Consider the following 25,128-nt stretch of genomic DNA (forward strand, 5'->3'; position numbering starts at 1 on the left):
CAGGGCCCGGCGGGGGCACCAGGGCCCGGCGGGGGCACCAGGGCCCGGCGGGGGCACCAGGGCCCGGCGGGGGCGCCAGGGGCCCGGGCGGGGCAGGGCCCCGGGGTCAGCCCGCCCGGACGAGGGTCAGTACGCGGGAGCCCAGTTCCAGCGCCTCCTCAGGCCCCCGTACACACTGCTGGAAGTCCACGAAACACCCCTCCACCCCGGCCCCCCGGACCCCGCGCAGCACCCCCGCGATCTCCTCCGCCGAAGCCCCCGGCTTGGGGTTGTGGCGGAGTTCGCGGCGCAACGCGTCGGGGTCGCGCCCGGCGCCCTCCGCCGCGCGGCGTGCGACGGTCCACAGCCCCGCGAGGGCCTCGGGCGGCAGCGTGACCCCGACCCAGCCGGCGGCGCGGCGGCCGACGCGGGCCATCGCGGCGGGGCTGAAGCCGCCCAAGTACACCGGAGGACCGGCCTGTTGGACCGGCCGCAGGCCGACGTAGGAACGGGGTATGCGCCAGTGCGGCCCGTCGTGCCCGAAGGTCTCCTCGGTCCAGATGCCCGCGAAGACGTCCAGGATCTCGTCGAGCCGCGCCCCGCGCTTGCCGAAGTCCGCATTCACGGCCGTGTACTCGTCGCGCAGCCAGCCGATGCCGAGCCCCACGTCCAGGCGGCCGCCGCTGACGCGGTCGAGCGTGGTCAGGGAGCGGGCGAGCAGCAGCGGCGGGTACCAGGGGGCGTTGAGGGTGCTGGTGCCGAGCCGTACGCGGGTGGTCGCGGCGGCGGCGACGGTGAGGACCGTCAGGGGGTCCATGAAGGTCTTGTACTCGGGCGGGTACGGGTTCTCCGGAGTGTGGCCCGGGTACAGGTCGCTGGGCGCGACCGGCGTGAGCGAGCGGTCCCCGACCCAGAGCGAGTCGAACCCGGCGGCCTCCGCGTCCCGGGCGAAGGGGGCGACGGACTCTTCCCGGGCATGGGTGCCGTACTGCGGCAGGGCGATACCTATGTGCATGCGCCCATCCTGGGTGCGGGGAAGGCCCCGGACCGCGTAGCCCCACGTGTGACCCGCGCCACCAGCCACGCAAGCACCACCGGCCGCACCACCCGCCACCCGCCACCCGCCACCCGGAGGAGGCTTTGCCGTTTAACGGCTGTTGACCGGTTCCGTACCGGTCCCCGCCACAGTCTCCCCATGACCAACCGCACCCTGGCCCCCGCCCCCGACCTGACCGGCATCCGCCTCGCCCACCGCGCGCTGACCGGCGACATCGAGCGCCTGGCCGCGCTGGCCGACGGCATCGCCGAGTCCGGCCGCCCGGTGTCCGGCGCGTGGGCCCGCTCCATCGCCGCGTACGTGCACCGCTACAACGTCGGCGTCCGGCACCACCACGAGAACGAGGACGCCATCCTGTGGCCGGTGATCGCGGCCGCCGTCGAACAGGCCCTGACGGACGGCTCCTTCGTCGAGGGCCTCTCCGCCGAGGGTGTCGCCGACCTCGCCTCGCTCACCGAGGACCACACGGCCCTCGACCCGCTCCAGGACGCCTGCGACTGGGCCGCCACGCTGTTCGGCGAGGACCCCGCGCGGCACGCCCGCCGCCTCGCCGACGCCCTCGACGCGCAGCGCGTGGCCCTCGTGGAGCACATCGCCGCTGAGGAGCGTGAGCTGTTCCCGGTCATCACGCGGCACGTCAGCGCCGCTGCCTACGCCGCCGCCGAGGCCAGGATCCGCGCGGCCACGCCCCTCGAGCACGCGCCGTGGCTGCGGGCCTGGCTGCTGTCGTTCGCCACGGTCGACGACCTGCGCGTCCTCACCCCGGGCGGCACGGCGTCCGCCCTGGCCGACACGGTGTTCCGGGTGTACGCCGAGCACGAGGTGGAGGTCTTCGGCCCGACCTCCTGACGGCCGGGCGGCGGCGCCGCTTTCACGACAGGGCGGGCCACGCCCGGCGGCGGGCGTACTCCCGCCGGATTGCCCGTATTCCTTACGGTTGTCGAGTGGCGCTCGACTTGAGGAAACAGGAAGCACGGCGCTCCGCGCGTCGCGACCGCGAACAGCGTGCCCACCGGCTGCTGCTCGCCGTCTGCGCGCTGTTCGCCCTCACCTCGCTCGTCCTCGTCCCGCTCGGCCTGCGGCTCGGCTGGGACGAGCTCGTCTACGCGAGCCGCTTCGGCCCGTTCGCGGGACCCGGCGCCGGGGTGCCGTTCAGCGCGCCCCGCACCCGCGGCGTGCCGCTGCTCCTCGCCCCCGTCGCCACCTGGAGCGACTCGGTCGTCCTGCTGCGCGCCTGGCTGACGCTGCTCGCGAGCGCCGCGCTCTACCTCGGCTTCCGCCCCTGGGTGCGGGCCGCGCCGGACCGCCCGGAGGCCGCCCCGGTGGCCGCGGGCCTGTACGGCAGCCTGTGGATCGCGCTGTTCTACGCGAACGCCGCGATGCCGAACCACTACACCGCCATGGGCGCCACCGGCGCGGTCGGCCTCTTCCTGCACCGCCGCCCCACCGCGCGCACCTGCGCGGGCGTCGCGGGCGGCCTCGCCCTCGCGACCCTCATGCGGCCCAACGACGGGGCCGCCGTCGCCGGACCGCTGCTGCTCGCCACGGCCCTGGTGCCGCGGTGGCGCTCGTACGCCCGCGCGGCCGCGGCCCTCACCGGCTTCGCGGCGGGCTTCCTGCCCTGGGCGATCGAGGCCCACGTTCGCTTCGGTGGCGTGCGCGAACGTCTCAGCTCCGCGAGCGAAGTCCAGGGCGGGCTCCGGCTCACCGACTCCGCGCTGCACCTGTTCACCGTCATCGACGGGCCGCTGCTGTGCCGCCCGTGCTCCGGCGACGGGGTGCGGCCGACCGCCCTGGAGTGGTGGCTGCTGCTCGCCGTCCTGGTGCCGCTCGGCCTGTGGTCGGTGCGCGGGCTTCGGCGCACGGCCGCCGGGGGGCTGCTCGCCGTGGCCGTCGGGGTCTCGGTCGCGCTGCCGTACGTGCTCGTCGTGCCGTACACCGCGCCGCGGTTCCTGCTGCCCACGCACGCGCTGTTCGCGGTGCCCGCCGCCTTCGGGGTGCTCGCGGCGGTCCGGGTGGCGCGGCGCGCGCGGCTGCGGGAGCTCGCCGTGGGCGCGCTCGTCCTGGCCCTGGCGGCCCATCTGACCGTGCAGTTGACCACGGTCGCCGCCAACCACCGCGTCCAGGAGTCCGCGCGGCGCGACTGGGCGCGGGTCGCCGGGGTCCTGCACGAGCAGGGCGTACGGGCGCCCTGTCTGCTCGGCGGCAACACGTCCGTGATTCCGCTCGCGTACGCCGCGGACTGCGAGCCCTCGCCCCGCGGAGCCGAACGACGGCCAGATGCCCTGGTCATGAGGTCGGCCCCGGCACCGGCCTGGGCCCGGTCCTGGACCCGGGTGCCGGTTCCGGATACGTACTCGTCCGGCTGGGTCGTGTACGTACGGCCCTGACGGCTGCCCCGTACCGGCCGTCGGGCGCGCCCCCGCGGATCCCCCCACACGCACCCGAAGAGCGCACGGAATGCGGAACTACGCGTCCGGATCCCGCTCTTGACGTGAACTCAACACGCCTCCACCATCGGGCACTCCAGGCTCATTCGAAATTCAACTCGGGATGTGCGCCCCGGGAATCCACCCGGGGTTCACCACACAGAAGCCGGAGCCCCCCACATGAGACTCTCCGTACCCGGACGCGGCGCGACGGCGGCCGCCATCGCCGTCGCCGCGCTCCTGACGACCAGCGCGATATCCACCGCGGCCACCGGGACCACGGCGCCGACGCGCGCCGCCGCCCCCGACATCCCCGTGGCCAACGTCAAGGCCCACCTCTCGCAGCTGCAGTCCATCGCCTCCGCCAACGGCGGCAACCGCGCGCACGGCAGCGCGGGCTACAAGGCCTCGCTCGACTACATCAAGGGCAAGCTGGACGCCGCCGGATTCACCACGACCGTCCAGCAGTTCACGTCCAGCGGGCGCACCGGCTACAACCTGATCGCCGACTGGCCCGGCGGCGACCCCAACCAGGTCATCATGTCGGGCTCGCACCTCGACAGCGTCAGCCGCGGCGCGGGCATCAACGACAACGGCTCGGGCTCCGCGGCCGTCCTGGAGACCGCCCTCGCCGTGTCCCGTGAGCAGTACAAGCCCACCAAGCACCTGCGGTTCGCCTGGTGGGGCGCGGAGGAGCTGGGCCTCGTCGGCTCCTCGTACCACGTGCGGAACCTGCCCGCCGCCGAGCGCTCGAAGATCAAGGGCTATCTGAACTTCGACATGATCGGCTCGCCGAACCCGGGCTACTTCGTCTACGACGACGACCCGGCCATCGAGCGGACCTTCAAGAGCTACTACGCGGGTCTGAACATCGGCACCGAGCCCGAGCGCGAGGGCGACGGCCGCTCCGACCACACCCCGTTCAAGAACGCGGGCGTCCCGGTCGGCGGCGTCTTCACGGGCGCCAGCACCGCCAAGACCTCGGCCCAGGCCCAGAAGTGGGGCGGCACGGCCGGGCAGGCCTTCGACCGCTGCTACCACTCGTCGTGCGACACCACGGCGAACATCAACAACACGGCGCTCGACCGCAACAGCGACGCCGTCGCGTACGCGGTGTGGGGCCTGTCGCAGTAGCTCCCGGCGGGAGCGGGGCACCCTCGCCCCGTAGGCGATGACCATCCCTGGACGGAGATCCTTGCGCGTGCATATAGTGCACGCGCAAGGATTCGTCGCACTGCCCAGGGGGCCCCATGACCCGCACGTTCCTGTTCGTCCTCGGCAGCGCCCGCCCCGAGGGCAACACCGAGCTCCTGGCCCGCAGGGCCGCCGAGCAGCTGCCCCCGGACGTCGAGCAGCGCTGGCTCAGCCTCGCCGACCACCCGCTCCCCGACTTCCAGGACCTGCGCCACCACGCGTCGCACGAGCGCGCCCGCCCGCTGCCCGTCGGCGACACCGAGGCCCTGCTCCTGGAGGCCACGCTCGACGCCACGGACATCGTCATCGTGTCCCCGCTGTACTGGTACTCGGTCTCGGCCTCCGTCAAGCGCTACCTCGACTACTGGGACGCCTGGCTGGAGGTCCCGGAGCTCGGCTTCCAGGACACCATGAAGGGCCGCACCCTGTGGGGCGTGACCACGCTCGCGCACCGCGAGGAGGAGGTCGCGGAGCCGCTGATCGGCACGCTGCGCTACTCGGCCGCGTACTTCCCGATGCGCTTCGGCGGCGTCCTGCTCGGCAACGGCACCCGGCCCGGGCAGGTGCTCGACGACACCGAGGCGCTGGCCCGCGCCAAGACGTTCTTCGCCCAGGAGCCGCCGCTCGCGCGCTACCCGTACGACACCGAGTGACCGGCGCCGGTCAGCTCGCGATGTCCTTCGCCCCGAACCGCGCCCACGCCGCCGAGCCGAACACGCCCGCGTACAGCGCCTGAAGGCCGAGGTTCTTCACCAGGTCGTCCCAGTAGACCGGGTCGCGCACGAGGTCGGCGAAGGACAGCCAGTAGTGCGGGAACAGGTACGGGTGGACAGCGTGCAGCTGCGGGATCTGGTCGACGATCTGGACGGTGATGAGCAGGCCCACCGTCGTCGCCATCGCGGCGATGCCGCTGCTCGTCAGCGTCGACACGAAGAGCCCGAGCGCCGCCACGCCGATCAGTGAGGCGGCGACCACGAGCGCGATGAGCAGCGCCCGCAACAGCCCGTCGGTGAAGCTGATGCGCGTGCCGGAGATCGTCGTGACCTCCCCCAGCGGGAAGAGCAGGGCGCCGACCGCGAGCGCCGACACGGCCACGACCAGGGTCGCGACCACGCAGAAGGCCAGCGTGGTCGCGTACTTGGCGAGCAGCAGCCGGGTGCGGCCCGCGGGCGCGACCAGGAGGTAGCGCAGCGTGCCCGCGCTGGCCTCGCCCGCGATCGCGTCGCCCGCGACGACGCCGACCGCCATCGGCAGGAAGAACGGCAGCGTCGCGGCGAGCGCCGTGAAGACCAGGAACAGACCGTTGTTGGTGACCTGCGCGATGAACGCGGGGCCCTCGCCGTCCGGGCCGCCCGCGCCGACCGAACCGCCGTCGCTGGTCTCGATCTTCACCGCGATGCCCACGAGGATCGGCACGGCGGCCAGGACCGCGAGCAGCGCGAGGGTGCGCCAGCGCCGGAAGGTCACGGACAGCTCGCTGCGGAACAGGCCGAGGCTCCACAGGAGGCTGGGCGTGCGGGGCGCGCCGCCCGCCTTTCCCTTCCCCTTCCCCGTGTGGCTCCCGCCCGTCACGCCGGTCTCTGGTGTCATACCGGTCCCTGATGTCATACCGGCCTCTGCTGTCGTGCCGTTCCCTGGTGTCACTTCAGCCCGCGACATCGAATCCCTCTCCCGTCAGCGCCACGAACGCGTCCTCCAGGGAGGCCCGTTCGACGCCGAAGCCGCGGACGCGGACGCCCGCGTCGACCAATGCGGCGGTCACGTCGGCGAGCTCCGGGACGCGGTCCGTACCCGGTGGCTCGCCCGTCACCCGGTCCTCCTCGACGACGACGTCCGCGACGCCGTGCTCCTTCAGGACCCGGGCGGCGTCGGCGGTGTCCGGCGTCGTCACGACGAGCCGTCCCCGCGCGCCCGCGGCGAGGTCGGCCACCGGGCCCTGGGTGATCAGACGGCCCTGCGCCATCACCGCGGCGTGCGTGCACACCTGCTCGATCTCGTCGAGCAGGTGCGAGGACAGGAAGACCGTCGTGCCGTCGGACGCCAGCTCCCGCACCAGCGAGCGGATCTCCCGCATGCCCTGCGGGTCGAGGCCGTTCGTCGGCTCGTCGAGCACCAGCAGCTCGCGCGGCTGGAGCAGCGCCGTGGCCAGGCCGAGCCGCTGCTTCATGCCCAGCGAGTACGCCTTGGCCTTCTTGCCCGCGGCGGCGGTCAGGCCGACCCGGTCGAGCGCGGCCTCGGCGCGGGCGCTGCGGGTGCGGGGGTCCGCCGTCGGGTCGGCGGCGTCGTACCTGCGGAGGTTCTCGCGCCCCGAGAGGAAGCCGTAGAGGGCCGGGCCCTCGATGAGCGCGCCCACGCGCGGGAGCACGGTGCGCTGCGCGCGCGGCATGGGCCTGCCGAGCACCGAAGCCCGGCCCGACGTCGGCTCGATGAGGCCCATCAGCATGCGGATGGTCGTGGTCTTGCCCGAGCCGTTGGGCCCGAGGAAGCCGAAGACGCTGCCGCGCGGCACGACGAGGCTCAGTCTGTCCACGGCGAGGTGCTTGCCGTACCGCTTCGTCAGCGCGGAGGTCTCGATCACGCTGTCGCCGCGTGCGCTGCCGCGCGGGTCCCCGTCGGTGCTCGGCACCCGTTTCCTCCTGTCGTCCGGCCGCCGGCCGGTGGTCGTGCCGGGCTCGGCGCCGCCGGTGGGGTCAGGGGCCGAGCACCGCCGCGGCGGACCGGGGGGTGTCGCCCCCCCGGCCCGCCGCCCTGTCGTCCGTCAATGGCCCACGCTCAGCGGTTCGCCGCCTTCACCAGGGCGTCCTTCGTCACCGCGCCCACGTACACCTTGCCGTCGTCGGTGACCAGGGCGTTGATCAGGCGGGTCTTGAAGACCGTGCCCGAGCCGAAGTCGCCGCTGACCTTGTCGCCGAGCGAGTCGAGGAACCGCTGGGCGTCCGCGGGGACGTCGGCGGAGCCGGACGCGGGCAGGCCCTGGCCGCCGGGCAGCTTCAGCTCGGCGACGGACGTCCAGCCCTCGCCGATGACGTTGACCTCGGGCTCCGCGCCCTTGAAGGCACCGGCTCCGGGCTTGCCCGCCTTGCCGTCCGCCTCGGTGACCTTCGTGCCCTTCGCGGGCTTGAAGTCGAAGGTGGCCGCGGACGGCTTGGCGAAGTCGACCTTGGTGAAGCCGACGTCGACGACCGCCGCGCCGCCGCTCGCCGGGGTGAGCGTGAACTTCAGCGGCGTACCCGTCTTGGCGTCGACCGCGATGGTGATCTGGCCGACCGTGGTGCCGGAGTCCTTCGGCTTGAGCACCAGGCGGTACGCGTCGCGGCCCGCGACCTTCGCGCTGCCGTCGACCTTCACCGACGTCGTCTTGTCGGCCGCCTTCAGGGCCTCCCGCGCGAACTCCTTGGGCGTCGACGGGACGTCCTTCGGCAGGTCGCCCTTCTCGCCGGCCCGGTCGCCGTGCTTTCCGGTGTCCTTCGTGTGGTGCGCCTCGTTCGACGCGCTGTCGTACGCCCATACGTCGTCGCCGTTGCGGATCACGCTGTACTCGGCGGCGTCGTCCAGGACGGAGACCTTCTGCTTGTCGGGGCCGTCCGCCGCGACGCGCAGCGTGTGCGAGCCGGACGCCAGCTCCATCAGCTTGGCCGCCGGGTCGGCGGCCGAGCCCTCGCCGTCCGCCCCGCCGCCACCGCCCGCGCCGCCCGGCGCGAAGGCGCCGCCGCCGAAGGACGGCAGGCCCAGATCCGTGTTGATCTTCACGGTGCCGGACAGCTGCTCGGTGTCCGACGCGGCGATCTTCTCGATGAGTTCCTGTGCGGTCAGCTTCGGCAGGTCCGGGTCGCCGCCGGACGCGAGCGCCGGGACCAGCCCGATGGTCGCCGCCGCCACCCCCGCCACCGCGACCGGGACGAGGTAGCGCGCCGCCTTGCGGCGACCCGCGCTCAGCTCCTCGGCGTCGGTCGTGCCCTGCTCCGGTTCGTACGGTGCCATTGTGTGCCTTACCTCCGTGGTCGGCGGCGGCTTTCCGTTTCGTACACGCGCTCGTCCACCCCGCGCCGCCATTCTCACCCGAATTGGTCAGGAGTGGTGGTCCCTGTTCGCCTTTCGACTGTCTCCATCCGACCAAATCGGCCAGCGGGAAGCGTCAGACCGCGGGAGCAACTCCGCGTACTGCTACGGGATGACAAAAGAGGGCGGCGCCTCCCCCGTCCCGTAAGGGGAGGCGCCGCCCTGGAGGTGACGACCGGCCCGCCGGGGGTCTGCCGGGTCGGTCGTCCGCACAGTGGTTCAAGGGGCCCCGCGCCGGGTCAGCGCTGGACGAACACGTAGTCCGCCCCGTACGGCACGGAGACGATCGCGCCGGGCCTGCACGCGCCGGCGGGCTGGACGCCGCCCACGGTGTTCAGGCGCAGGATCTCGACGGTGTGGGCGAGGAGGCCGCTGTGCCGCCCGGCCTGCTCGGCCTTGAGGTCGAGCTCGGGGATGTTCTTCGCGCCGTTCGGCGTCTTGGAGATCAGCTTTCCGGTGACGGCGCTGCGGTCCGGGGCCCGCCAGCGCGGCGTACCGGAGTTGGGGGCGACGAAGTCGTGCGCGATGCGGCCGCCGAGCGTCGCGCGCACGTCGCGCTGGGCGAAGGCGAACTTCCCGTCCGCACCCTTGGCGCACTGGTAGATCTGCTTGCCCTTGACGACGGAGGCCTGGAAGCCGCGCGCCGCCGCGCCCGCGCCGACCTTCGCGGTGACCTTGTGCAGCTGCCCGCGGACGGCTCCGCCGGGGAACTCCGCTGTGTGCAGATTGGCGTAGAAGCCCTTGGGGTCCGCCTTCAGACGCTTGAGCAGGGCCGCGTCGCGCACCTTGACGGTGCCGGTGACCCGCCGGTGCTCCGCGTTCGCCAGGAGCTGGGTGAAGTCGACCTTGACGCCGCCGTTCGTGCCCCTGCCGCCCTGGTGGATGTGGAGCGCGGTCGGCCTGTCCGTGCCGCGCCACGTGGCGGTGACGGTGACCTTGTCGCCCTTGATCCGTACGAACTGGAGCGCGGCGCCGTCCTTGTCGCCGACGGCGGGGCCGCCCGGCACGGGCACCTCGTTGGCGCCGTTCAAGCTCGCGACGAGGAGGGATCCGCCGGAGCCACCGCTGCGGCCGTCCGCCGCCGCCGGAGGCACGGCCGTGACCACGGCGCCCGCGGCGGCCACCGCGATCACGGAGGCGAGCAGCGTCCGCCGACGGTTCTTCGCAGAAGTGGTGATACTGCCCATGACGTGAAATCTCCCCGTTCCATAGCCAACGCCCCCTGCGTCAGCTTCTGGGCATGAGTACGGAACGGATCCGAGCCTGGACTCAATCCAGGCTCGGGAATTCCCTGTGACGCCCGTCACACCCCGGGCGGGGGTCGGAGCGGGGTCGGGCGGGGATCACCCCGCCCGGTGCACCACCAGGTCGCAGAGCTCGACGAGGGCGGACTTGGCGTCCCCCTCGGGCAGCGGAGCCAGCGTGGCCCGCGCCTCCTGCGCGTACCGCACGGTGTCCCGCCGGGCCTGTTCGAGCGCGGGGTGGGCCCGCAGCAGCGAGAGCGCCTCGGCGTGCCGGGCGTCGTCCGTGAGGTCGGAGTCGAGCAGCTCGCTCAGTGCGACGTCCTCCGCGAGCCCGAGCCGCTCCACCCGCTCCCGCAGCCGCAGCACCGGCAGCGTGGGGATGCCCTCGCGCAGGTCCGTGCCGGGCGTCTTGCCGGACTCGGTGGAGTCGGAGGCGATGTCGAGCACGTCGTCGGCGAGCTGGAAGGCGACCCCGAGCCGCTCCCCGTACTGGGTCAGGACGTCCACGACCGTCTCGTCCGCGCCGGACATCATCGCGCCGAAACGGCCCGCCACGGCGATCAGCGAGCCGGTCTTGCCGCCGATGACGTCCAGGTAGTGCTCGACCGGGTCGCGCCCGTCGCGCGGCCCCGCCGTCTCCAGGATCTGCCCGGTGACGAGGCGCTCGAAGGCCTCGGCCTGGATGCGGACGGCCTCGGGGCCGAGGTCGGCCAGGATGTGCGAGGCGCGCGCGAACAGGAAGTCGCCGGTGAGGACGGCCACGGAGTTGCCCCAGCGCTGGTTGGCGCTGGGCACGCCACGGCGCACATCGGCCTCGTCCATCACGTCGTCGTGGTAGAGCGTCGCGAGGTGCGTGAGCTCCACGACCACGGCGGACGGCACGATGCCGGGCGCATACGGGTCGCCGAACTGGGCCGCCAGCATCACCAGGAGTGGCCGAAAACGTTTGCCCCCCGCGCGGACGAGGTGCTGCGCGGCCTCGGTGATGAAGGGCACTTCGCTCTTGGTGGCCTCGAGCAGGCCCTCCTCGACAGCCGTCAATCCGGCCTGGACATCGGCTTCGAGAGCCTGGTCCCGCACGCTCAGCCCGAAGGGCCCGACGACGGTCACGAGGGGTTCTCCTGTCTGCTGACGATCACAAGTCGATCACTCGGTCGATCATTCGTCGATGACACGGTTTGTCGATGTGTCGCTGCCATCACTCAAGTCAGCGTATCCGGTCGCCTTTCGATCACAGCCAGCGCCTGCCCGACCAGAGGGGACCAGCCTGCCCGATAGACAGGAAATGACCGATTTACCACCTGGCGGGCGAAGCGCCCCACATGCCAATCGGCCTCCGCACGACCTGCCGATCATCCTCCGCGCGACCGTCGCCGCCGCCCCGTGGCGCGGCCCACGACGGCCCGCGACGCCGGACCGCGCCACCTGAGCGGACGGCCGCCCGGCACCCTGCCGGGTACCCTTACGCGCGCTGCCTGCCACCCACCGCTTTCCGGCCATCGGCACCCAGCATCCGCTCCAGAACGGCGGCGATCCCGTCCTCCTCGTTGGACAGCGTCAATTCGTCCGCCACCGCCTTGAGTTCGTGGTGGGCGTTGGCCATCGCCACGCCGTGCGCGGCCCAGGCGAACATGGGGATGTCGTTCGGCATGTCACCGAACGCGATCGTGTCGGCGGCCCGCAGGCCGAGCCGCTCCGCCGCGAGGGCGAGCCCGGTCGCCTTGGTGACCCCGCAGGGCTGGAGCTCCACCGTGCCGGGCCCGGACATCGTCACCGTGGCGAGCGACCCGACGACCCCCCGGGCGACCGCCGCCAACTCGTCGTCCGCCAGCGTGGGGTGCCGCAGCAGCACCTTGCTGATCGGCTCCTCCCACAGCACGCTCCGGCCGGGCACCCGCATCGCGGGCAGCGTCGGGTGCGGCATCTCGTACCCGGGCTCGATCAGGGTCAGGCCCTCGGCGCCGTCCTGGTCGACCGCCGCGAAGACCTGGCCGACCTCCGCCTCGATCTTGCCGAGCGCCACCTCGGCCAGCTCCCGGTCCAGGGTCACCGACCACACCATGCGGTCGGCCCCGGCGTCGTACAGCTGCGCCCCCTGCCCGCACACGGCGAGCCCGTCGTACCCGAGGTCGTCGAAGAGCGGGCGCACGCGGGGCGCGGGGCGTCCGGTGACGACGAGGTGCCGCGCTCCGCCCTCGCTCGCGGCGGCCAGCGCCCGGCGGGAGCGGTCGGAGACCGTGTCGTCGCCGCGCAGCAGCGTTCCGTCCAGGTCAGTAGCGATGAGGGAATATGCGAGGGGAGCGGCCATGATCCGAAGAATACGGATCTGAGCCCGACCGGTAAGCCGTGTCACAGGACCTGTGACGCTTTGGGTGCGCCCGGCGCACTCCCGGCATGCACCAGGTCGTGCGGCCGACGTCCCCTGCTCGTACGCGCCGGGGGCGCAGAGGCGCGCCGAGCGTGACCGCCCGCTCCCGGTTCACCGGAACGAGGCGGGCCGTACGGCGGTCACGACGACGCGGGCAGCGGCCCCGAACCTCCTTGTGGACGCGGCGCCTTGGCCCGGCCCCCGCGCCCGCTGCGCGCTCCGCGCACCGGAACTTCCGCAGGTGGCGGAACCTCCCGGCGCCCGGCCACGTCACAGGAGTATCGATACGCCCGGAACGAAGACTGAGGCAAGGAACGACATGGCCCTCCCGCAGAACCGCAAGCTCGCCCTCGCCACCGCGACCGCCCTCGCGCTGCTCACCGCGGGCCTCGCCTGGCAGGCCTCGGCCGCGGACGCCGACGGGAGCGGCCGCCCGGCCGCGCCCGGGGCGGGGGCGAAGTCGGACACCGTACGCAGCGAGCCCGCCGAGCACGCCCCGGGCGCGGCCGGGGCGTACTGGACCCCGGAGCGCATGCGCGCGGCCGAGCCGGCCCCGATGCCGGTGGTCCCTGGCGAGTGACCACCCGCGGCGGCGGCACGGCGCCCGAGCCCGGCGCTCAGCCGTACGCGGCTGCCAGGTGCCGGGCCAGCCGCGGTGACGCGAACTCCGTGCCGCACACGAACCGCATCACCGGCCCGTACGACGACCCGGCCAGCATGCCCGTGAAGTAGAGCCCCGGCACCGAGGAGGCGTAGCCCTCGCCGAGCCGGGGCGTGCCGCGGCTGACGGCCATGTGGGCCCGCAGGCCGTGGCCGAGGAAGCTCAGGGCCGCGAGGTCGACGCGGTAGCCCGTGGCGGCGATGACGTGGTCGGCGGTGAGCTCCCGGGTCCGGCCGCCGAGTGACTCCACCGTCAGGACGGGGCGGCCGTCGTGGGTCTCGGCCCGCACCACGCGTCGCATCTCGCGGGCGTCGACCCGGTCCTGGAAGCGCTCGCGCAGCCACCAGGCGCCGAGCGGGCCGAGGACGCGGCGGGTGAGGAAGTGCCGGGTCACCGGCGGGAGATGGCGGTACAGGTCGGCGTGGTAGCTCAGCGCGTACAGCGTCCAGGCGCGGCCGAAGGGGGACTCCGGGCGCAGCCTGGGCTGCTCCCACGGGGGCGCGCCGAAGCCGATGGCGCCCCTGCCGCGGGCCACGAGCCGGACCCGGGCGCCCGCCTCGGCGGCGAGCACGGCCGTCTCCAGGGCGGACTGGCCCGCGCCGACGACGAGGAGGTCGGTGTCCGCGTACCGCGACAGGTCGTGGTGCTGGGCGCTGTGCGAGAGGGGGCCCGCGGGCGAGGGCCCGTCGGGCACGGCGGCGGCCAGGGCGGGCGGGAGCTGCGAGAGGCCCGTCAGACCGCTGGCGACGACGACGGCGGGGGCGGTGAACTGCTCCCCCGAGTCGAGCTTGAGCTCGAAGCCGCCGCGCTCGCCGCGCTCGACGGACACCACCCGCACCCGCTCGAGGCCGGGCACGAGCTTCTCCTGGAACCACTGTCCGTACTGGGAGAACGTTTCGACCGGGATGATGTCCTCGTCCGTGAGCAGCCGTGGGATGCCCGCGTCGGCGCAGTAGTCGGCGAGGGTGTGGCCCGGCTGCGGGGCGTCGATGCTGGACGCCGCCGGGGTCGACTTCAGGAGCATGCCCGCGGGCATGTGGGAGCGCCAGCTGACCATGGGGTCGCCGAAGACGCGTACCGGTATGCCGCGGGCGCGGAGGTGGGCTGCGGTGGACAGGCCGTAGGGGCCCGCCCCGATGACTGCTACTGGTTGCTTCACGAAGTCCCTCCCCAGGACATCGCATGCGCCGCGCCGTCGCACGGCACACGGTCTTACCTCGTGGGTATTCCTTTGTCCCCCGCTGTGCCCCCGCCGTGTCCCCCTGCCGCATCCCCCTGTGGGCTCCCCTGTGCTGTCCCCGCCGGGATGCCTTCGCCGCCGTGCCCCTGGTCGGGCGGGCGGGCGGTGGTCATCTCGCCGTCGTGCCGCCCCGCCGGCTGGTCCGCCACAGCTGGTACAGGTGGATCGCACCTGGTCGTACGAAGCGCGCCAGCATCGTGAAGAACGGCTTCATGTCGTCGGCGGCGAGCCAGGCGAACTCCGTGCCGCTGGCCCGGGCGGGGGCGTGGGGCGTGAGGTACCCGCTGCGGCGGTAGGCGATGAGCGCGGGCAGGTCGATGTTCTCCACCACATAGCGGTGGCCGGTGCGCTGGTCGCCCTCGGGGACCTCGCGGCCTGTCAGGTGCAGGTGCATGGCCCGGACGACGTCGATGCCCGTCTCGCTCTCGAAGAGACGGAACTGGGCGCCCATGCGCGGGTTGAAGTCGAGCAGTTTGTACTGACCGTCGCGCCGGTCGAAGCGCAGGTCCAGGTCGATGATGCCGGTGAAGCCGATCTCTTTGATGAAACGCGCGGCGAGGTCGGCGAGTTCCGGGTTGTCGACGACGTACGCGTTGGCCGTCATGCCCGCGTGCGGCGGCCAGGAGCGGACCTTCACCCCGGTGAACAGCGCGAGGGGCGAGGAGTTGTCGTCGAAGTAGGCGTGCACCACCCAGTCCTCGGCCTGCTCGCGCGGCAGGTACTCCTGGAGGATCACCCCGGGTCGCTCACCCCAGTCCCGGGCCAGCTCGCGCAGGCCGGTGGCGGTGTCGATGCGGGTGGTGCCGTGCACGGCGGGCCGCTCGCGGCGCTGGAACGCCTCGCGGTTCTTCGCCACCACCGGGAAGGTCGCCGTCGCGGCGAACTTCTCGATGTCGTCCTGGCTCTGCGGGCACGCCGACGCGGGCGAGCTGAGGCCGTGCTCCACGCACAGTTCGTGCAGTCCCTGCTTGCTGGCGAGGCGGCGCGGCAGGGCGGCGTCGACACGCGGGAACAGGAAGCCCCCGAAGTCCGTTTCGCTCAGCTCCCGCTGGTGCTCGGCGATGAGGACGGCCGCTTCCTCATCGGTCGGGATGAGCACCGTCGGCCTGCCGATGCGCCGCCCTATCCGCAGCAGTCCGTCGATCAGATGTCCCGGATCTTCCGCTCCGGTGGTGCGCCACGGAAAGGCGCCGGTGAGATAGCGGGACACGGCCGCGGGCGTGTGCCGGTCCTCGGTGATCGCGTACATCGGCACGCCGATGCGGCCGAGGCTCCGGATCGCCCCCACGCCGCCGTGGTGCAGTGGATAGTCGCCGAACTTCACGATCAGTCCGGGCACTTCACGGTCAGGCGTGCATGGCACACCACCGCTGGAATTGGTCACGGGTCCCCCCATGCGTCCGCATCGCACTGACCCGGACCCACCCCGTCCGCGTCCCCCCGAGGAACCTAAGCCGGAACTGAACACTCCATGCGCGGTTTATCCGGACATTGCTAACTCTTTAGGCACTGCCCGAATACAGAGCTTCCACGTAACGTGTGGGGCACTCAGATTGGAAAGCGAGGCAGGAACGCATGTCCGAGCAGAATCCGCTCGACCTCCCCGAGGGCGACCCCTTCGGCCCGCACAATCTTCCGTACGGAGTCTTCTCCCCAGCGGGATCCGCCGCCCCCGCGCCCGGTTCCGCTTCCGGCGCCGCGGCCGGGTCCGCGCCCGTCAGCGAGGGCCGTCGCGTCGGTGTCCGGCTCGGCTCGTACGTCCTCGACGCGGGGGCCGCCGCGGCCGCGCTCGGCTCGCCCTACGTGTCCCTGCTCGCCCAGCCCACGCTGAACCCGCTGCTCGCCGCGGGCCGCCGGACGTGGAGCGACGTCCGCCGCGCCCTGACCGCCTGGGTGACGGTGCCCGCCCACCGCGACGCCATCCGCCCGCTGCTGCACCCCCTCTCCGACGTCACCCTGCACCTGCCCTTCGACGTCGCCGACTACGTGGACTTCTACGCGTCCGAGCACCACGCGTCGAACCTGGGCCGCATGTTCCGCCCCGACGCACCGGCCCCGCTCACCCCCAACTGGAAGCACCTGCCCATCGGTTACCACGGCCGGTCGGGCACCGTCGTGGTCTCCGGGACGGACGTGATCCGCCCCACCGGGCAGCGCAAGACACCCGCCGACGCCGCCCCGGTCTTCGGCCCGTCCGCCAAGCTCGACATCGAGGCGGAGGTCGGCTTCGTCGTCGGCACGCCCTCCACGCTCGGCACGCCGGTGCCGCTCGCCGACTTCCGCGAGCACGTCTTCGGCCTGTGCCTGCTCAACGACTGGTCCGCCCGTGACATCCAGGCCTGGGAGTACGTGCCGCTCGGGCCGTTCCTCGGCAAGTCCTTCGCCACCTCCGTCTCGGCCTGGGTCACGCCTCTCGAAGCCCTGGACGCGGCCCGGGTGGCCCCGCCGGAGCGCACCGAGCCGCTCCTGCCCTACCTGGACGACTCCGCCGGATCCGCCGGATCCGCCGAGTCCGCGTCCGACGGGCTCGGCGGTTACGACCTCCGCATCACCGTCACCCTGAACGGCGAGGTCGTCTCCAACCCGCCCTTCTCCACCGTCTACTGGACCGCCGCCCAGCAGCTCGCCCATATGACGGTCAACGGCGCCTCCTTGCGCACCGGCGACTTCTACGGCTCCGGCACCGTGAGCGGGCCCTCGCCCGACCAGTTCGGCTCCCTCATCGAGCTCACCTGGAACGGCCGCGACCCCCTCGAACTGCCCTCCGGCAAGCGGACGTTCCTGGAGGACGGTGACGTGGTGACCCTCTCGGCCTGGGCCCCGGGCCCGGACGGCACCCGGGTGGGCCTGGGTGAGGTGACGGGCCGCGTGGCCGCCGCGCGCTGAGCGCCCGCCTGGCTCGCGCCGCCGCCCATCCGCCCCCTCTTCGGGAGCGGGTGGGCGGCCCCGCGCGGGCCGAGGTCCTGCTCTGCCCGCGCGGGCCGAGGCCCTACTCCCCCTCCCCCGCCAGCACCTCCAGCACCCCTTCCCCATAGGTCGCCAGCTTCTTCTCGCCGACCCCGCTGATCCCACCCAGCTCGTCGACGGAGGCCGGCCGCGCCGCCGCGATCTCCCGCAGCGTCGCGTCGTGGAAGATCACATACGCGGGCACGCCCTGCTCCTTGGCCTGCGCCGCCCGCCACGCCCGCAGCGCCTCGAAGACCGGCACCGCCTCCTCCGGCAGCTCGGCCACGGCCGCCGCGGCCTTGGCCTTGCGCTCGCCCCGCGGAGTGGACCGCGCCGACCCCGCGGGCTTCTTGGGCTCCTTGCGCAGCGGCACCTCCCGCTGCTGGCCGAGGACCGAGGCGCTGTCCTCGGTGAGCACCAGCGTGCCGTACTCCCCCTCGACGGCGATGAGGCCCTGCGCGAGGAGCTGGCGCACCACGCCCCGCCATTCGGCCTCGCTCAGCTCTTCGCCGATGCCGAAGACGGAGAGCTGGTCGTGGTCGAACTGGATGACCTTGGCGGTCTTGCGGCCGAGCAGGATGTCCACGATCTGGCCCGTGCCGAACTTCTGGCCGCGCTCCCGCTTCAGGCGCACCACCGTGGACAGCACCTTCTGCGCGGCGACCGTGCCGTCCCAGGTCTCCGGGGGCGTCAGACACGTGTCGCAGTTTCCGCAGCCGGTGGCCGTCGGGTCCTGGCCGAAGTACTTCAGGAGCTGGGCGCGGCGGCAGGAGGCCGTCTCGCACAGCGCCAGCATCGCGTCCAGATGGGCCGCCGAGCGGCGCCGGAAGGCCTCGTCGCCCTCGCCGGACTGGATGAGCTTGCGCTGCTGCACGACGTCCTGGAGGCCGTACGCCATCCAGGCCGTGGAGGGGAGGCCGTCGCGGCCCGCCCGGCCCGTTTCCTGGTAGTACCCCTCCACCGACTTGGGCAGGTCGAGGTGGGCCACGAAGCGGACGTCCGGCTTGTCGATGCCCATGCCGAAGGCGATCGTGGCGACCACGACCAGGCCGTCCTCCCGGAGGAAGCGCGACTGGTGGCGGGCGCGGGTGCCGCCGTCCAGGCCCGCGTGGTACGGAACGGCCTCGACGCCGTGGGCGCTGAGGAAGTCGGCGACCTGCTCCACCGACTTGCGCGAGAGGCAGTAGACGATGCCCGCGTCGCCGTCGTGCTCCTCCTTAAGGAAGGTGAGGAGCTGCTTCTTGGGGTCGGACTTCGGCACGATCCGGTACTGGATGTTCGGCCGGTCGAAGCTGGCGACGAAGTGCTTGGCGTCCGGCATGGCCAGGCGCTGGGTGATCTCGCGGTGCGTGGCGTCGGTGGCCGTGGCCGTCAGCGCGATCCGGGGGACGTCCGGCCAGCGCTCGCCGAGGACGGACAGGGCCAGATAGTCGGGCCGGAAGTCGTGGCCCCACTGGGCCACGCAGTGCGCCTCGTCGATCGCGAAGACGGAGATCTTCGCGCGCGAGAGCAGATTGAGCGTGGTGTCCAGACGCAGCCGCTCCGGCGCCAGATACAGCACGTCCAGCTCGCCCGCGAGCAGTTCGGCCTCGACGACGCGGCGCTCGTCGAAGTCCTGCGTCGAATTCATGAACCCGGCGCGCACGCCGAGCGCCCGCAGCGCATCGACCTGGTCCTGCATGAGCGCGATCAGCGGTGAGACCACCACGCCCGTGCCGGGTCTGACCAGGGCCGGGATCTGATAGCACAGCGACTTTCCGCCGCCGGTCGGCATGAGGACGACCGCGTCGCCGCCCGCCACCACGTGCTCGATGATCGACTCTTGCTCGCCCCGGAAGGCGTCGTACCCGAACACCCGGTGGAGCGTCCGCAGCGCGTCGCTCTCCACCACCTCTGTCATGCCGACCCCACTGCTCCCGCTCATCGCCGTGCCCCCGCCTGTCGCACCTCGACCACTGCCTCCACGATAGGCGCCCGCGCCGACACCCAGGGAAGTTATCCACAGGCTCGTCGGGCGCTCCTCGGTCAGTCCAATGGCCCAGGCGTTCTGGCCCCCGGGTCCGCCCGGGGTGATCCTGCTCCTTGTGGCGGCTCGGGGGCTGAGCCCGCCCCAGGTCATGGCGCCCCAGCGCGCCGCACCTCCCGAGGAGCCCCTCCATGCCTCTGCCCCGTACCGCCCAGGCCGCCCTCGCGCTGGCCGCGGCCGCCGGTCTGGCCCTGTCCGTGGCGCCCGCGCGAGCGGCCGCACCCGCGCCTCCGCCGCTCCCGCAGCATGCGCAGTTGGCCAAGGTCAAAGCCGCGACCGCCAAGTACGTGTACGAGCCGCTCGCGATCAAGGACGGCTTCGTCCGCACCGACGAGTGCGTCTCCGACCCGGACCTCGGCGGCATGGGCTACCACTACATCAACCCCGCGAACTACGGATCCGTCGATCCGGCGAAGCCCGCCGCGCTGCTCTACGAGGACACGGCCGACGGGAAGCGCAAGCTCATAGCCGTCGAGTGGATCGTCGACGACGCCGACCAGGACAAGAGCACCGACGACGACCGCCCGTCCCTGTTCGGACAGCCCTTCGACGGCCCGATGGACGGGCACTTCCCGGGCATGCCGATCCACTACGACCTGCACGCCTGGATCTACAAGGACAACCCGAGCGGCAAGCTCTCCCCCTGGAACCCGACCGTCCACTGCCCCGCGCACCCCTGACGGCGCACGCGAAGGGCCCCGGCCCTCCCGAAGGAGAGCCGGGGCCCCGCGCGGACGCGGACGAGCCGGGTCAGCGCACGAACACGCCGGCCTGGTTCGCCAGGTCCAGGAAGTACTGCGGCGCCACACCGAGCACCAGCGTCACGGCGACGCCGACGCCGATCGCCGCCGTCGTCAGCGGCGAGGGCACGGCGACCGACGGGCCGTCCGCCTTGGGCTCGCTGAAGAACATCAGCACGATCACCCGGATGTAGAAGAACGCCGCGATCGCCGACGAGATCACACCGACCACCACGAGCGCGCCCGCGCCGCCCTCGGCCGCCGCCTTGAAGACGGCGAACTTCCCGGAGAACCCGGAGGTCAGCGGGATGCCCGCGAAGGCGAGCAGGAACACCGCGAAGACCGCGGCGACCAGCGGCGAGCGGCGCCCGAGCCCCGCCCACTTCGACAGGTGCGTCGCCTCGCCGCCCGCGTCCCGCACGAGCGTCACGACGGCGAACGCGCCGATCGTCACGAACGAGTACGCGCCCAGGTAGAAGAGCACCGACGAGACGCCCTCCTCCGTGGTGGCGATGACACCCGCGAGGATGAAGCCCGCGTGGGCGATCGACGAGTACGCGAGGAGCCGCTTGATGTCGGTCTGGGTGATCGCGACGATCGCGCCGCCCAGCATCGTGATGATCGCGACGCCCCACATCACGGGCCGCCAGTCCCAGCGCAGCCCCGGAAGCACCACGTACAGCAGGCGCAGCAGCGCGCCGAACGCGGCCACCTTCGTCGCCGCCGCCATGAAGCCGGTGACCGGCGTCGGCGCGCCCTGGTAGACGTCCGGCGTCCACATGTGGAACGGCACCGCGCCCACCTTGAACAGCAGGCCCATCAGGATCATCGCGGCGCCGATCAGGAGCAGCGCGTCGTTGCCCATGGTGTTCGCGAGCGCCGGGTCGACCGTCTGGACCGTGCCGTCGACGACGTCGGCGATCGTGCCGTACGACACCGAGCCCGCGTAGCCGTAGATCAGCGCGATGCCGAAGAGGGTGAACGCGGACGCGAAGGCGCCGAGCAGGAAGTACTTCACGGCCGCTTCCTGCGACATGAGGCGCTTGCGGCGGGCGAGCGCGCACAGCAGGTAGAGCGGGAGCGAGAAGACCTCCAGGGCGATGAACAGCGTCAGGAGGTCGTTCGCCGCGGGGAAGACGAGCATGCCGCCGATCGCGAAGAGGGCGAGCGGGAACACCTCGGTGGTGGTGAAACCGGCCTTCACCGCGGCCTGCTCGCCCGCGCCGCCGGGCACGGCCCCGGCCTGGGCCACGAAGGAGTCGACGCGGTTGCCGTGCGCCTCCGGGTCGAGGCGCCGCTCCGCGAAGGTGAAGATCGCGACCAGGCCCGCGAGGAGAATGGTGCCCTGGAGGAACAGCGCGGGCCCGTCGACCGCGATGGCTCCCATCGCGGCGATGCGTGCCTTCGTGGTGCCGTACCCGCCGGAGGCGAGCGCGACGACCGCGGCGAAGGCGGCGGCGAGCGCCACGACCGACACGAACAGCTGGGCGTAGTAACGGGACTTGCGCGGCACGAAGGCTTCGATGAGCACTCCGATGACGGCGGCACCGATGACGATGAGGGTCGGCGCGAGCTGGCCGTACTCGATCTTCGGCGCGTCGATCTTGTCGATCGGCTCTGCCGCCACTGTCCACAGGCTGTGGACGGCTGTCGCACTCACTTGGCGGCCTCCACCTCGGGCTTGGGGTCTGTCTTCTGTACGTCGGACATGGTGTGCTCGACCGCCGGGTTCACCAGGTCGGCCACCGGCTTCGGATACACGCCGAGGCCGATGAGGAGCGCGATCAGCGGGGCCACCACGACCAGCTCACGCACCCGCAGGTCCGGCATCTTCGCGAGCTCCGGCTTCACCGGGCCCGTCATCGTCCGCTGGTAGAGGACGAGGGTGTAGAGCGCGGCCAGCACGATGCCGAGCGTCGCGATGATCCCGACCGCCGGATAGCGCGCGAACGCGCCGACCAGGACCAGGAACTCGCTGACGAACGGCGCGAGCCCCGGCAGCGAGAGCGTGGCCAGACCGCCGACGAGGAAGGTGCCCGCGAGCACCGGGGCGACCTTCTGCACCCCTCCGTAGTCCGCGATCAGACGCGAGCCGCGGCGCGAGATCAGGAAGCCGGCGACCAGCATCAGGGCGGCCGTCGACAGACCGTGGTTGACCATGTAGAGCGTGGCGCCGGACTGTCCCTGGGACGTCATCGCGAAGATGCCGAGGACGATGAACCCGAAGTGCGAGATCGACGCGTACGCCACCAGGCGCTTGATGTCGCGCTGGCCGACGGCCAGCAGCGCGCCGTAGATGATGCTGATCAGGGCGAGCACCAGGATGACCGGGGTCGCCCACTTCGAGGCCTCCGGGAACAGCTGGAGGCAGAAGCGCAGCATCGCGAACGTGCCGACCTTGTCGACCACCGCCGTGATCAGTACGGCGACGGGGGCGGTGGCCTCCCCCATCGCGTTCGGCAGCCAGGTGTGCAGCGGCCACAGCGGGGCCTTCACCGCGAAGGCGAAGAAGAAGCCGAGGAACAGCAGCCGTTCGGTGTTGGTCGCCATGTCCAGCGAGCCGTTGGCCCGCGCCTCGGCGATCTCCTGGACCGAGAAGTTCCCCGCGACCACATAGAGCCCGATCACGGCGGCGAGCATGATCAGACCGCCGACCAGGTTGTACAGCAGGAACTTCACGGCCGCGTACGAGCGCTGCGCCGACGCGTTCTCGTCGCTGCCCGCGTGGGCGCGGTCTCCGAAGCCGCCGATGAGGAAGTACATCGGGATGAGCATGGCTTCGAAGAAGATGTAGAACAGGAAGACGTCGGTGGCCTCGAAGGAGATGATCACCATCGCCTCGACGGCGAGGATCAGGGCGAAGAAGCCCTGAGTCGGGCGCCAGCGCGACGACTTGGTCTCCAAGGGGTCGGCGTCGTGCCAGCCCGCGAGGATGATGAAGGGCAGCAGCAGGGCGGTCAGCGCGATCAAGGAGACCGCGATGCCGTCCACGCCCAGTTCGTACCGCACCCCGAAGTCCTTGATCCAGGAGTGCGACTCGGTCAGTTGGTACCGGTCGCCGTCCGGGTCGAACCGGACGACCACCGTGACGGCCAAGGCGAGGGTGGCCAGCGAGAAGAGCAGCGCGAGCCACTTGGCGGCGGTGCGCCGTGCGGCCGGTACGGCCGCCGTGGCGATCGCGCCCACCGCGGGCACCACGGCCGTCGCTGTCAGCAGAGGAAAGGACATCGGTATCAGACCGCCCTCATCAGCAGCGTCGCGGCGATGAGGACCGCCGCGCCGCCGAACATCGAGACCGCGTAACTACGGGCGTAGCCGTTCTGGAGCTTGCGCAGGCGCCCGGAGAGCCCGCCGACCGAGGCCGCCGTGCCGTTGACCACTCCGTCGACCAAGGTGTGGTCGACGTACACCAGGGAGCGCGTGAGGTGCTCGCCGCCGCGCACCAGGACCACGTGGTTGAAGTCGTCCTGGAGCAGGTCGCGGCGGGCCGCGCGGGTGAGCAGCGAGCCGCGCGGGGCGACCACCGGGACCGGCCTGCGCCCGTACTGCGCCCAGGCCAGGGCCACGCCGACGACCAGGACGACCACGGTGGCGCCGGTGACCGTGGCGGCGCTCAGCGGGGAGTCGCCGTGGTCGTGGTGCGTGACCGGCTCAAGCCAGTTCAGGAAGCGGTCGCCGATGCTGAAGAAGCCGCCGGCGAACACCGACCCGAAGGCCAGCAGGATCATCGGGATCGTCATGGTCTTGGGCGACTCGTGCGGGTGCGGCTCGTCGTGCGCGCCCTCCGTCGCGGCCGCCGGCTCCACGCCGGGCTCCTGCGGGGACGCCGTCGCCCGGTGGCGCCAGCGCTCCTCGCCGAAGAAGGTCAGGAGCATCACGCGCGTCATGTAGTACGCCGTGATGGCCGCGCCGAGCAGCGCCACCGAGCCGAGGATCCAGCCCTCCGTGCCGCCCTTGGCGAACGCCGCCTCGATGATCTTGTCCTTGGAGAAGAAGCCGGAGAGCCCCGGGAAGCCGATGATCGCGAGATAGCCGAGCCCGAAGGTCACGAACGTGACCGGCATGTACTTCCTGAGGCCGCCGTACTTCCGCATGTCCACCTCGTCGTTCATGCCGTGCATGACCGAACCGGCGCCGAGGAAGAGCCCGGCCTTGAAGAAGCCGTGCGTCACCAGGTGCATGATCGCGAAGACGTAGCCGATCGGGCCGAGGCCCGCGGCCAGGATCATGTAGCCGATCTGCGACATCGTGGACCCGGCGAGGGCCTTCTTGATGTCGTCCTTCGCGCAACCGACGATCGCACCGAAGATCAGCGTGACCGCGCCGACCACCGCGACCGCCAGCTGCGCGTCCGGCGCGGCGTTGAAGATCTCCCCGGAGCGCACGATCAGGTACACGCCCGCGGTCACCATCGTCGCCGCGTGGATCAGGGCGGAGACCGGGGTCGGGCCCTCCATCGCGTCCCCGAGCCAGGACTGCAGCGGCACCTGCGCGGACTTGCCGCACGCCGCGAGCAGCAGCATCAGGCCGATCGCCGTGAGCTTGCCCTCGCCGGTCTCGTCCGCGGCCTCCAGGACGGACCCGAAGGCGAACGTCCCGAAGGTGGTGAACATCAGCATGATGGCGATCGAGAGGCCCATGTCGCCGACGCGGTTGACCAGGAAGGCCTTCTTCGCCGCGGTGGCCGCGCTCGGCTTGTGCTGCCAGAACCCGATCAGGAGGTACGAGGCGAGGCCGACGCCCTCCCAGCCGACGTACAGGAGCAGGTAGTTGTCGGCGAGGACGAGCAGGAGCATCGCCGCCAGGAACAGGTTCAGATAGCCGAAGAAGCGGCGGCGGCGCTCGTCGTGCTCCATGTACCCGACCGAGTACAGGTGGATCAGCGTGCCGACGCTGGTGATCAGCAGGACGAACGTCATCGACAGCTGGTCGAGCTGGAAGGCGACGTCGGCCTTGAAGCCCTCGACCGGGATCCAGCTGAACAGGTGCTGGTGCAGGCCCCGTTCCTCGGCGTTCTTGCCGAGCATGTCGGTGAAGAGCACCGCGGCGATGACGAAGGAGACGGCCGAGAGCAAGGTGCCGAGCCAGTGGCCGACGCGGTCGAGCAGACGCCCGCCGCACAGCAGGACGGCCGCTCCGAGCAGAGGCGCCGCGACGAGCAGCGCAATCAGTTTCTCCACGATTC

20 protein-coding genes are annotated in these 25,128 nt (G+C 72.2%); 7 read left to right on the forward strand and 13 right to left on the reverse strand.

What is annotated here, in order from left to right; translation table 11 throughout:
• Positions 1–106: 106 nt before the first annotated feature.
• Entirely contained in the window at positions 107–994 is an 888-nt protein-coding gene (locus IG74_RS0118615) for a TIGR03619 family F420-dependent LLM class oxidoreductase (RefSeq protein ID WP_030677999.1), read from the reverse strand.
• 180 nt (positions 995–1,174) lie between these two features.
• Between IG74_RS0118615 and IG74_RS0118620 the strand changes: the two genes are divergently transcribed.
• The 4 genes from IG74_RS0118620 (at position 1,175) to IG74_RS0118635 (ending at position 5,312) form a co-directional block, all read left to right on the forward strand.
• The gene (locus IG74_RS0118620) at positions 1,175–1,885 is read left to right on the forward strand and encodes a hemerythrin domain-containing protein (RefSeq protein WP_051855010.1); all 711 of its coding nucleotides are present in this window, start codon (positions 1,175–1,177) and stop codon (positions 1,883–1,885) included.
• 95 nt (positions 1,886–1,980) lie between these two features.
• On the forward strand, positions 1,981–3,426 hold the full coding sequence (locus IG74_RS0118625; protein ID WP_078868873.1) for a hypothetical protein: 1,446 nt from the start codon (positions 1,981–1,983) through the stop codon (positions 3,424–3,426).
• Between the two features lie 219 nt (positions 3,427–3,645).
• Positions 3,646–4,599: a M28 family metallopeptidase gene (locus tag IG74_RS0118630; protein ID WP_030678008.1), complete on the forward strand. Its 954-nt coding sequence runs from the start codon at positions 3,646–3,648 to the stop codon at positions 4,597–4,599.
• 116 nt (positions 4,600–4,715) lie between these two features.
• Positions 4,716–5,312 (forward strand): flavodoxin family protein, encoded by a 597-nt coding sequence (locus tag IG74_RS0118635; protein WP_030678012.1) that lies wholly within the window; start codon positions 4,716–4,718, stop codon positions 5,310–5,312.
• 10 nt (positions 5,313–5,322) lie between these two features.
• On the opposite strand, the gene IG74_RS0118640 is transcribed toward IG74_RS0118635, so the two are convergent.
• The 6 genes from IG74_RS0118640 to IG74_RS0118665 form a co-directional block, all read right to left on the reverse strand.
• Positions 5,323–6,318: an ABC transporter permease gene (locus tag IG74_RS0118640; protein ID WP_030678015.1), complete on the reverse strand. Its 996-nt coding sequence runs from the start codon at positions 6,316–6,318 to the stop codon at positions 5,323–5,325.
• Positions 6,305–7,285, reverse strand: a complete 981-nt coding sequence (locus tag IG74_RS0118645; RefSeq protein ID WP_030678018.1) for an ABC transporter ATP-binding protein — start codon at positions 7,283–7,285, stop codon at positions 6,305–6,307. The genes IG74_RS0118640 and IG74_RS0118645 overlap by 14 nt, the downstream gene beginning before the upstream one ends.
• Positions 7,286–7,431: 146 nt before the next feature.
• Complete coding sequence (locus IG74_RS0118650; RefSeq protein WP_030678020.1) at positions 7,432–8,640, reverse strand: LolA family protein; 1,209 nt, start codon at positions 8,638–8,640, stop codon at positions 7,432–7,434.
• A gap of 317 nt (positions 8,641–8,957) precedes the next feature.
• The gene (locus IG74_RS0118655; protein ID WP_030678024.1) at positions 8,958–9,905 is read right to left on the reverse strand and encodes a CHRD domain-containing protein; all 948 of its coding nucleotides are present in this window, start codon (positions 9,903–9,905) and stop codon (positions 8,958–8,960) included.
• Between the two features lie 156 nt (positions 9,906–10,061).
• Positions 10,062–11,072: a polyprenyl synthetase family protein gene (locus IG74_RS0118660; RefSeq protein WP_030678026.1), complete on the reverse strand. Its 1,011-nt coding sequence runs from the start codon at positions 11,070–11,072 to the stop codon at positions 10,062–10,064.
• A 352-nt stretch (positions 11,073–11,424) separates the two neighbouring features.
• Entirely contained in the window at positions 11,425–12,270 is an 846-nt protein-coding gene (locus tag IG74_RS0118665) for a Cof-type HAD-IIB family hydrolase (RefSeq protein WP_051855011.1), read from the reverse strand.
• A gap of 379 nt (positions 12,271–12,649) precedes the next feature.
• Between IG74_RS0118665 and IG74_RS0118670 the strand changes: the two genes are divergently transcribed.
• On the forward strand, positions 12,650–12,910 hold the full coding sequence (locus IG74_RS0118670; RefSeq protein WP_030678030.1) for a hypothetical protein: 261 nt from the start codon (positions 12,650–12,652) through the stop codon (positions 12,908–12,910).
• A 37-nt stretch (positions 12,911–12,947) separates the two neighbouring features.
• On the opposite strand, the gene IG74_RS0118675 is transcribed toward IG74_RS0118670, so the two are convergent.
• Both IG74_RS0118675 and IG74_RS0118680 read right to left on the reverse strand, forming a co-directional pair.
• Positions 12,948–14,150 (reverse strand): FAD-dependent oxidoreductase, encoded by a 1,203-nt coding sequence (locus IG74_RS0118675; protein WP_030678033.1) that lies wholly within the window; start codon positions 14,148–14,150, stop codon positions 12,948–12,950.
• A gap of 190 nt (positions 14,151–14,340) precedes the next feature.
• The gene (locus IG74_RS0118680; protein WP_030678036.1) at positions 14,341–15,627 is read right to left on the reverse strand and encodes a hypothetical protein; all 1,287 of its coding nucleotides are present in this window, start codon (positions 15,625–15,627) and stop codon (positions 14,341–14,343) included.
• A 179-nt stretch (positions 15,628–15,806) separates the two neighbouring features.
• Here IG74_RS0118680 and fahA point away from each other — a divergent pair, with 179 nt between their 5' ends.
• Entirely contained in the window at positions 15,807–17,117 is a 1,311-nt protein-coding gene (gene fahA / locus IG74_RS0118685; protein ID WP_030678039.1) for a fumarylacetoacetase, read from the forward strand.
• 103 nt (positions 17,118–17,220) lie between these two features.
• Here the strand turns inward: fahA and recQ are convergent, their stop codons facing one another.
• On the reverse strand, positions 17,221–19,077 hold the full coding sequence (recQ, locus tag IG74_RS0118690) for a DNA helicase RecQ (protein ID WP_420709911.1): 1,857 nt from the start codon (positions 19,075–19,077) through the stop codon (positions 17,221–17,223).
• A 257-nt stretch (positions 19,078–19,334) separates the two neighbouring features.
• Between recQ and IG74_RS0118695 the strand changes: the two genes are divergently transcribed.
• Positions 19,335–19,883, forward strand: a complete 549-nt coding sequence (locus IG74_RS0118695) for a hypothetical protein (RefSeq protein ID WP_030678043.1) — start codon at positions 19,335–19,337, stop codon at positions 19,881–19,883.
• 70 nt (positions 19,884–19,953) lie between these two features.
• Here IG74_RS0118695 and nuoN read toward each other — a convergent pair whose 3' ends face one another.
• From nuoN to nuoL, 3 genes are read right to left on the reverse strand one after another with little or no spacing between them, the layout of a single operon-like run.
• On the reverse strand, positions 19,954–21,603 hold the full coding sequence (nuoN, locus tag IG74_RS0118700) for an NADH-quinone oxidoreductase subunit NuoN (RefSeq protein WP_030678047.1): 1,650 nt from the start codon (positions 21,601–21,603) through the stop codon (positions 19,954–19,956).
• Entirely contained in the window at positions 21,600–23,171 is a 1,572-nt protein-coding gene (locus IG74_RS0118705) for an NADH-quinone oxidoreductase subunit M (protein ID WP_030678049.1), read from the reverse strand. The genes nuoN and IG74_RS0118705 overlap by 4 nt, the downstream gene beginning before the upstream one ends.
• Positions 23,172–23,176: 5 nt before the next feature.
• Entirely contained in the window at positions 23,177–25,123 is a 1,947-nt protein-coding gene (gene nuoL, locus IG74_RS0118710; protein ID WP_030678052.1) for an NADH-quinone oxidoreductase subunit L, read from the reverse strand.
• Positions 25,124–25,128 lie beyond the last annotated feature (5 nt).

The sequence above is a fragment of the Streptomyces sp. NRRL B-1347 genome (assembly GCF_000720325.1).
Taxonomy (GTDB): domain Bacteria; phylum Actinomycetota; class Actinomycetes; order Streptomycetales; family Streptomycetaceae; genus Streptomyces.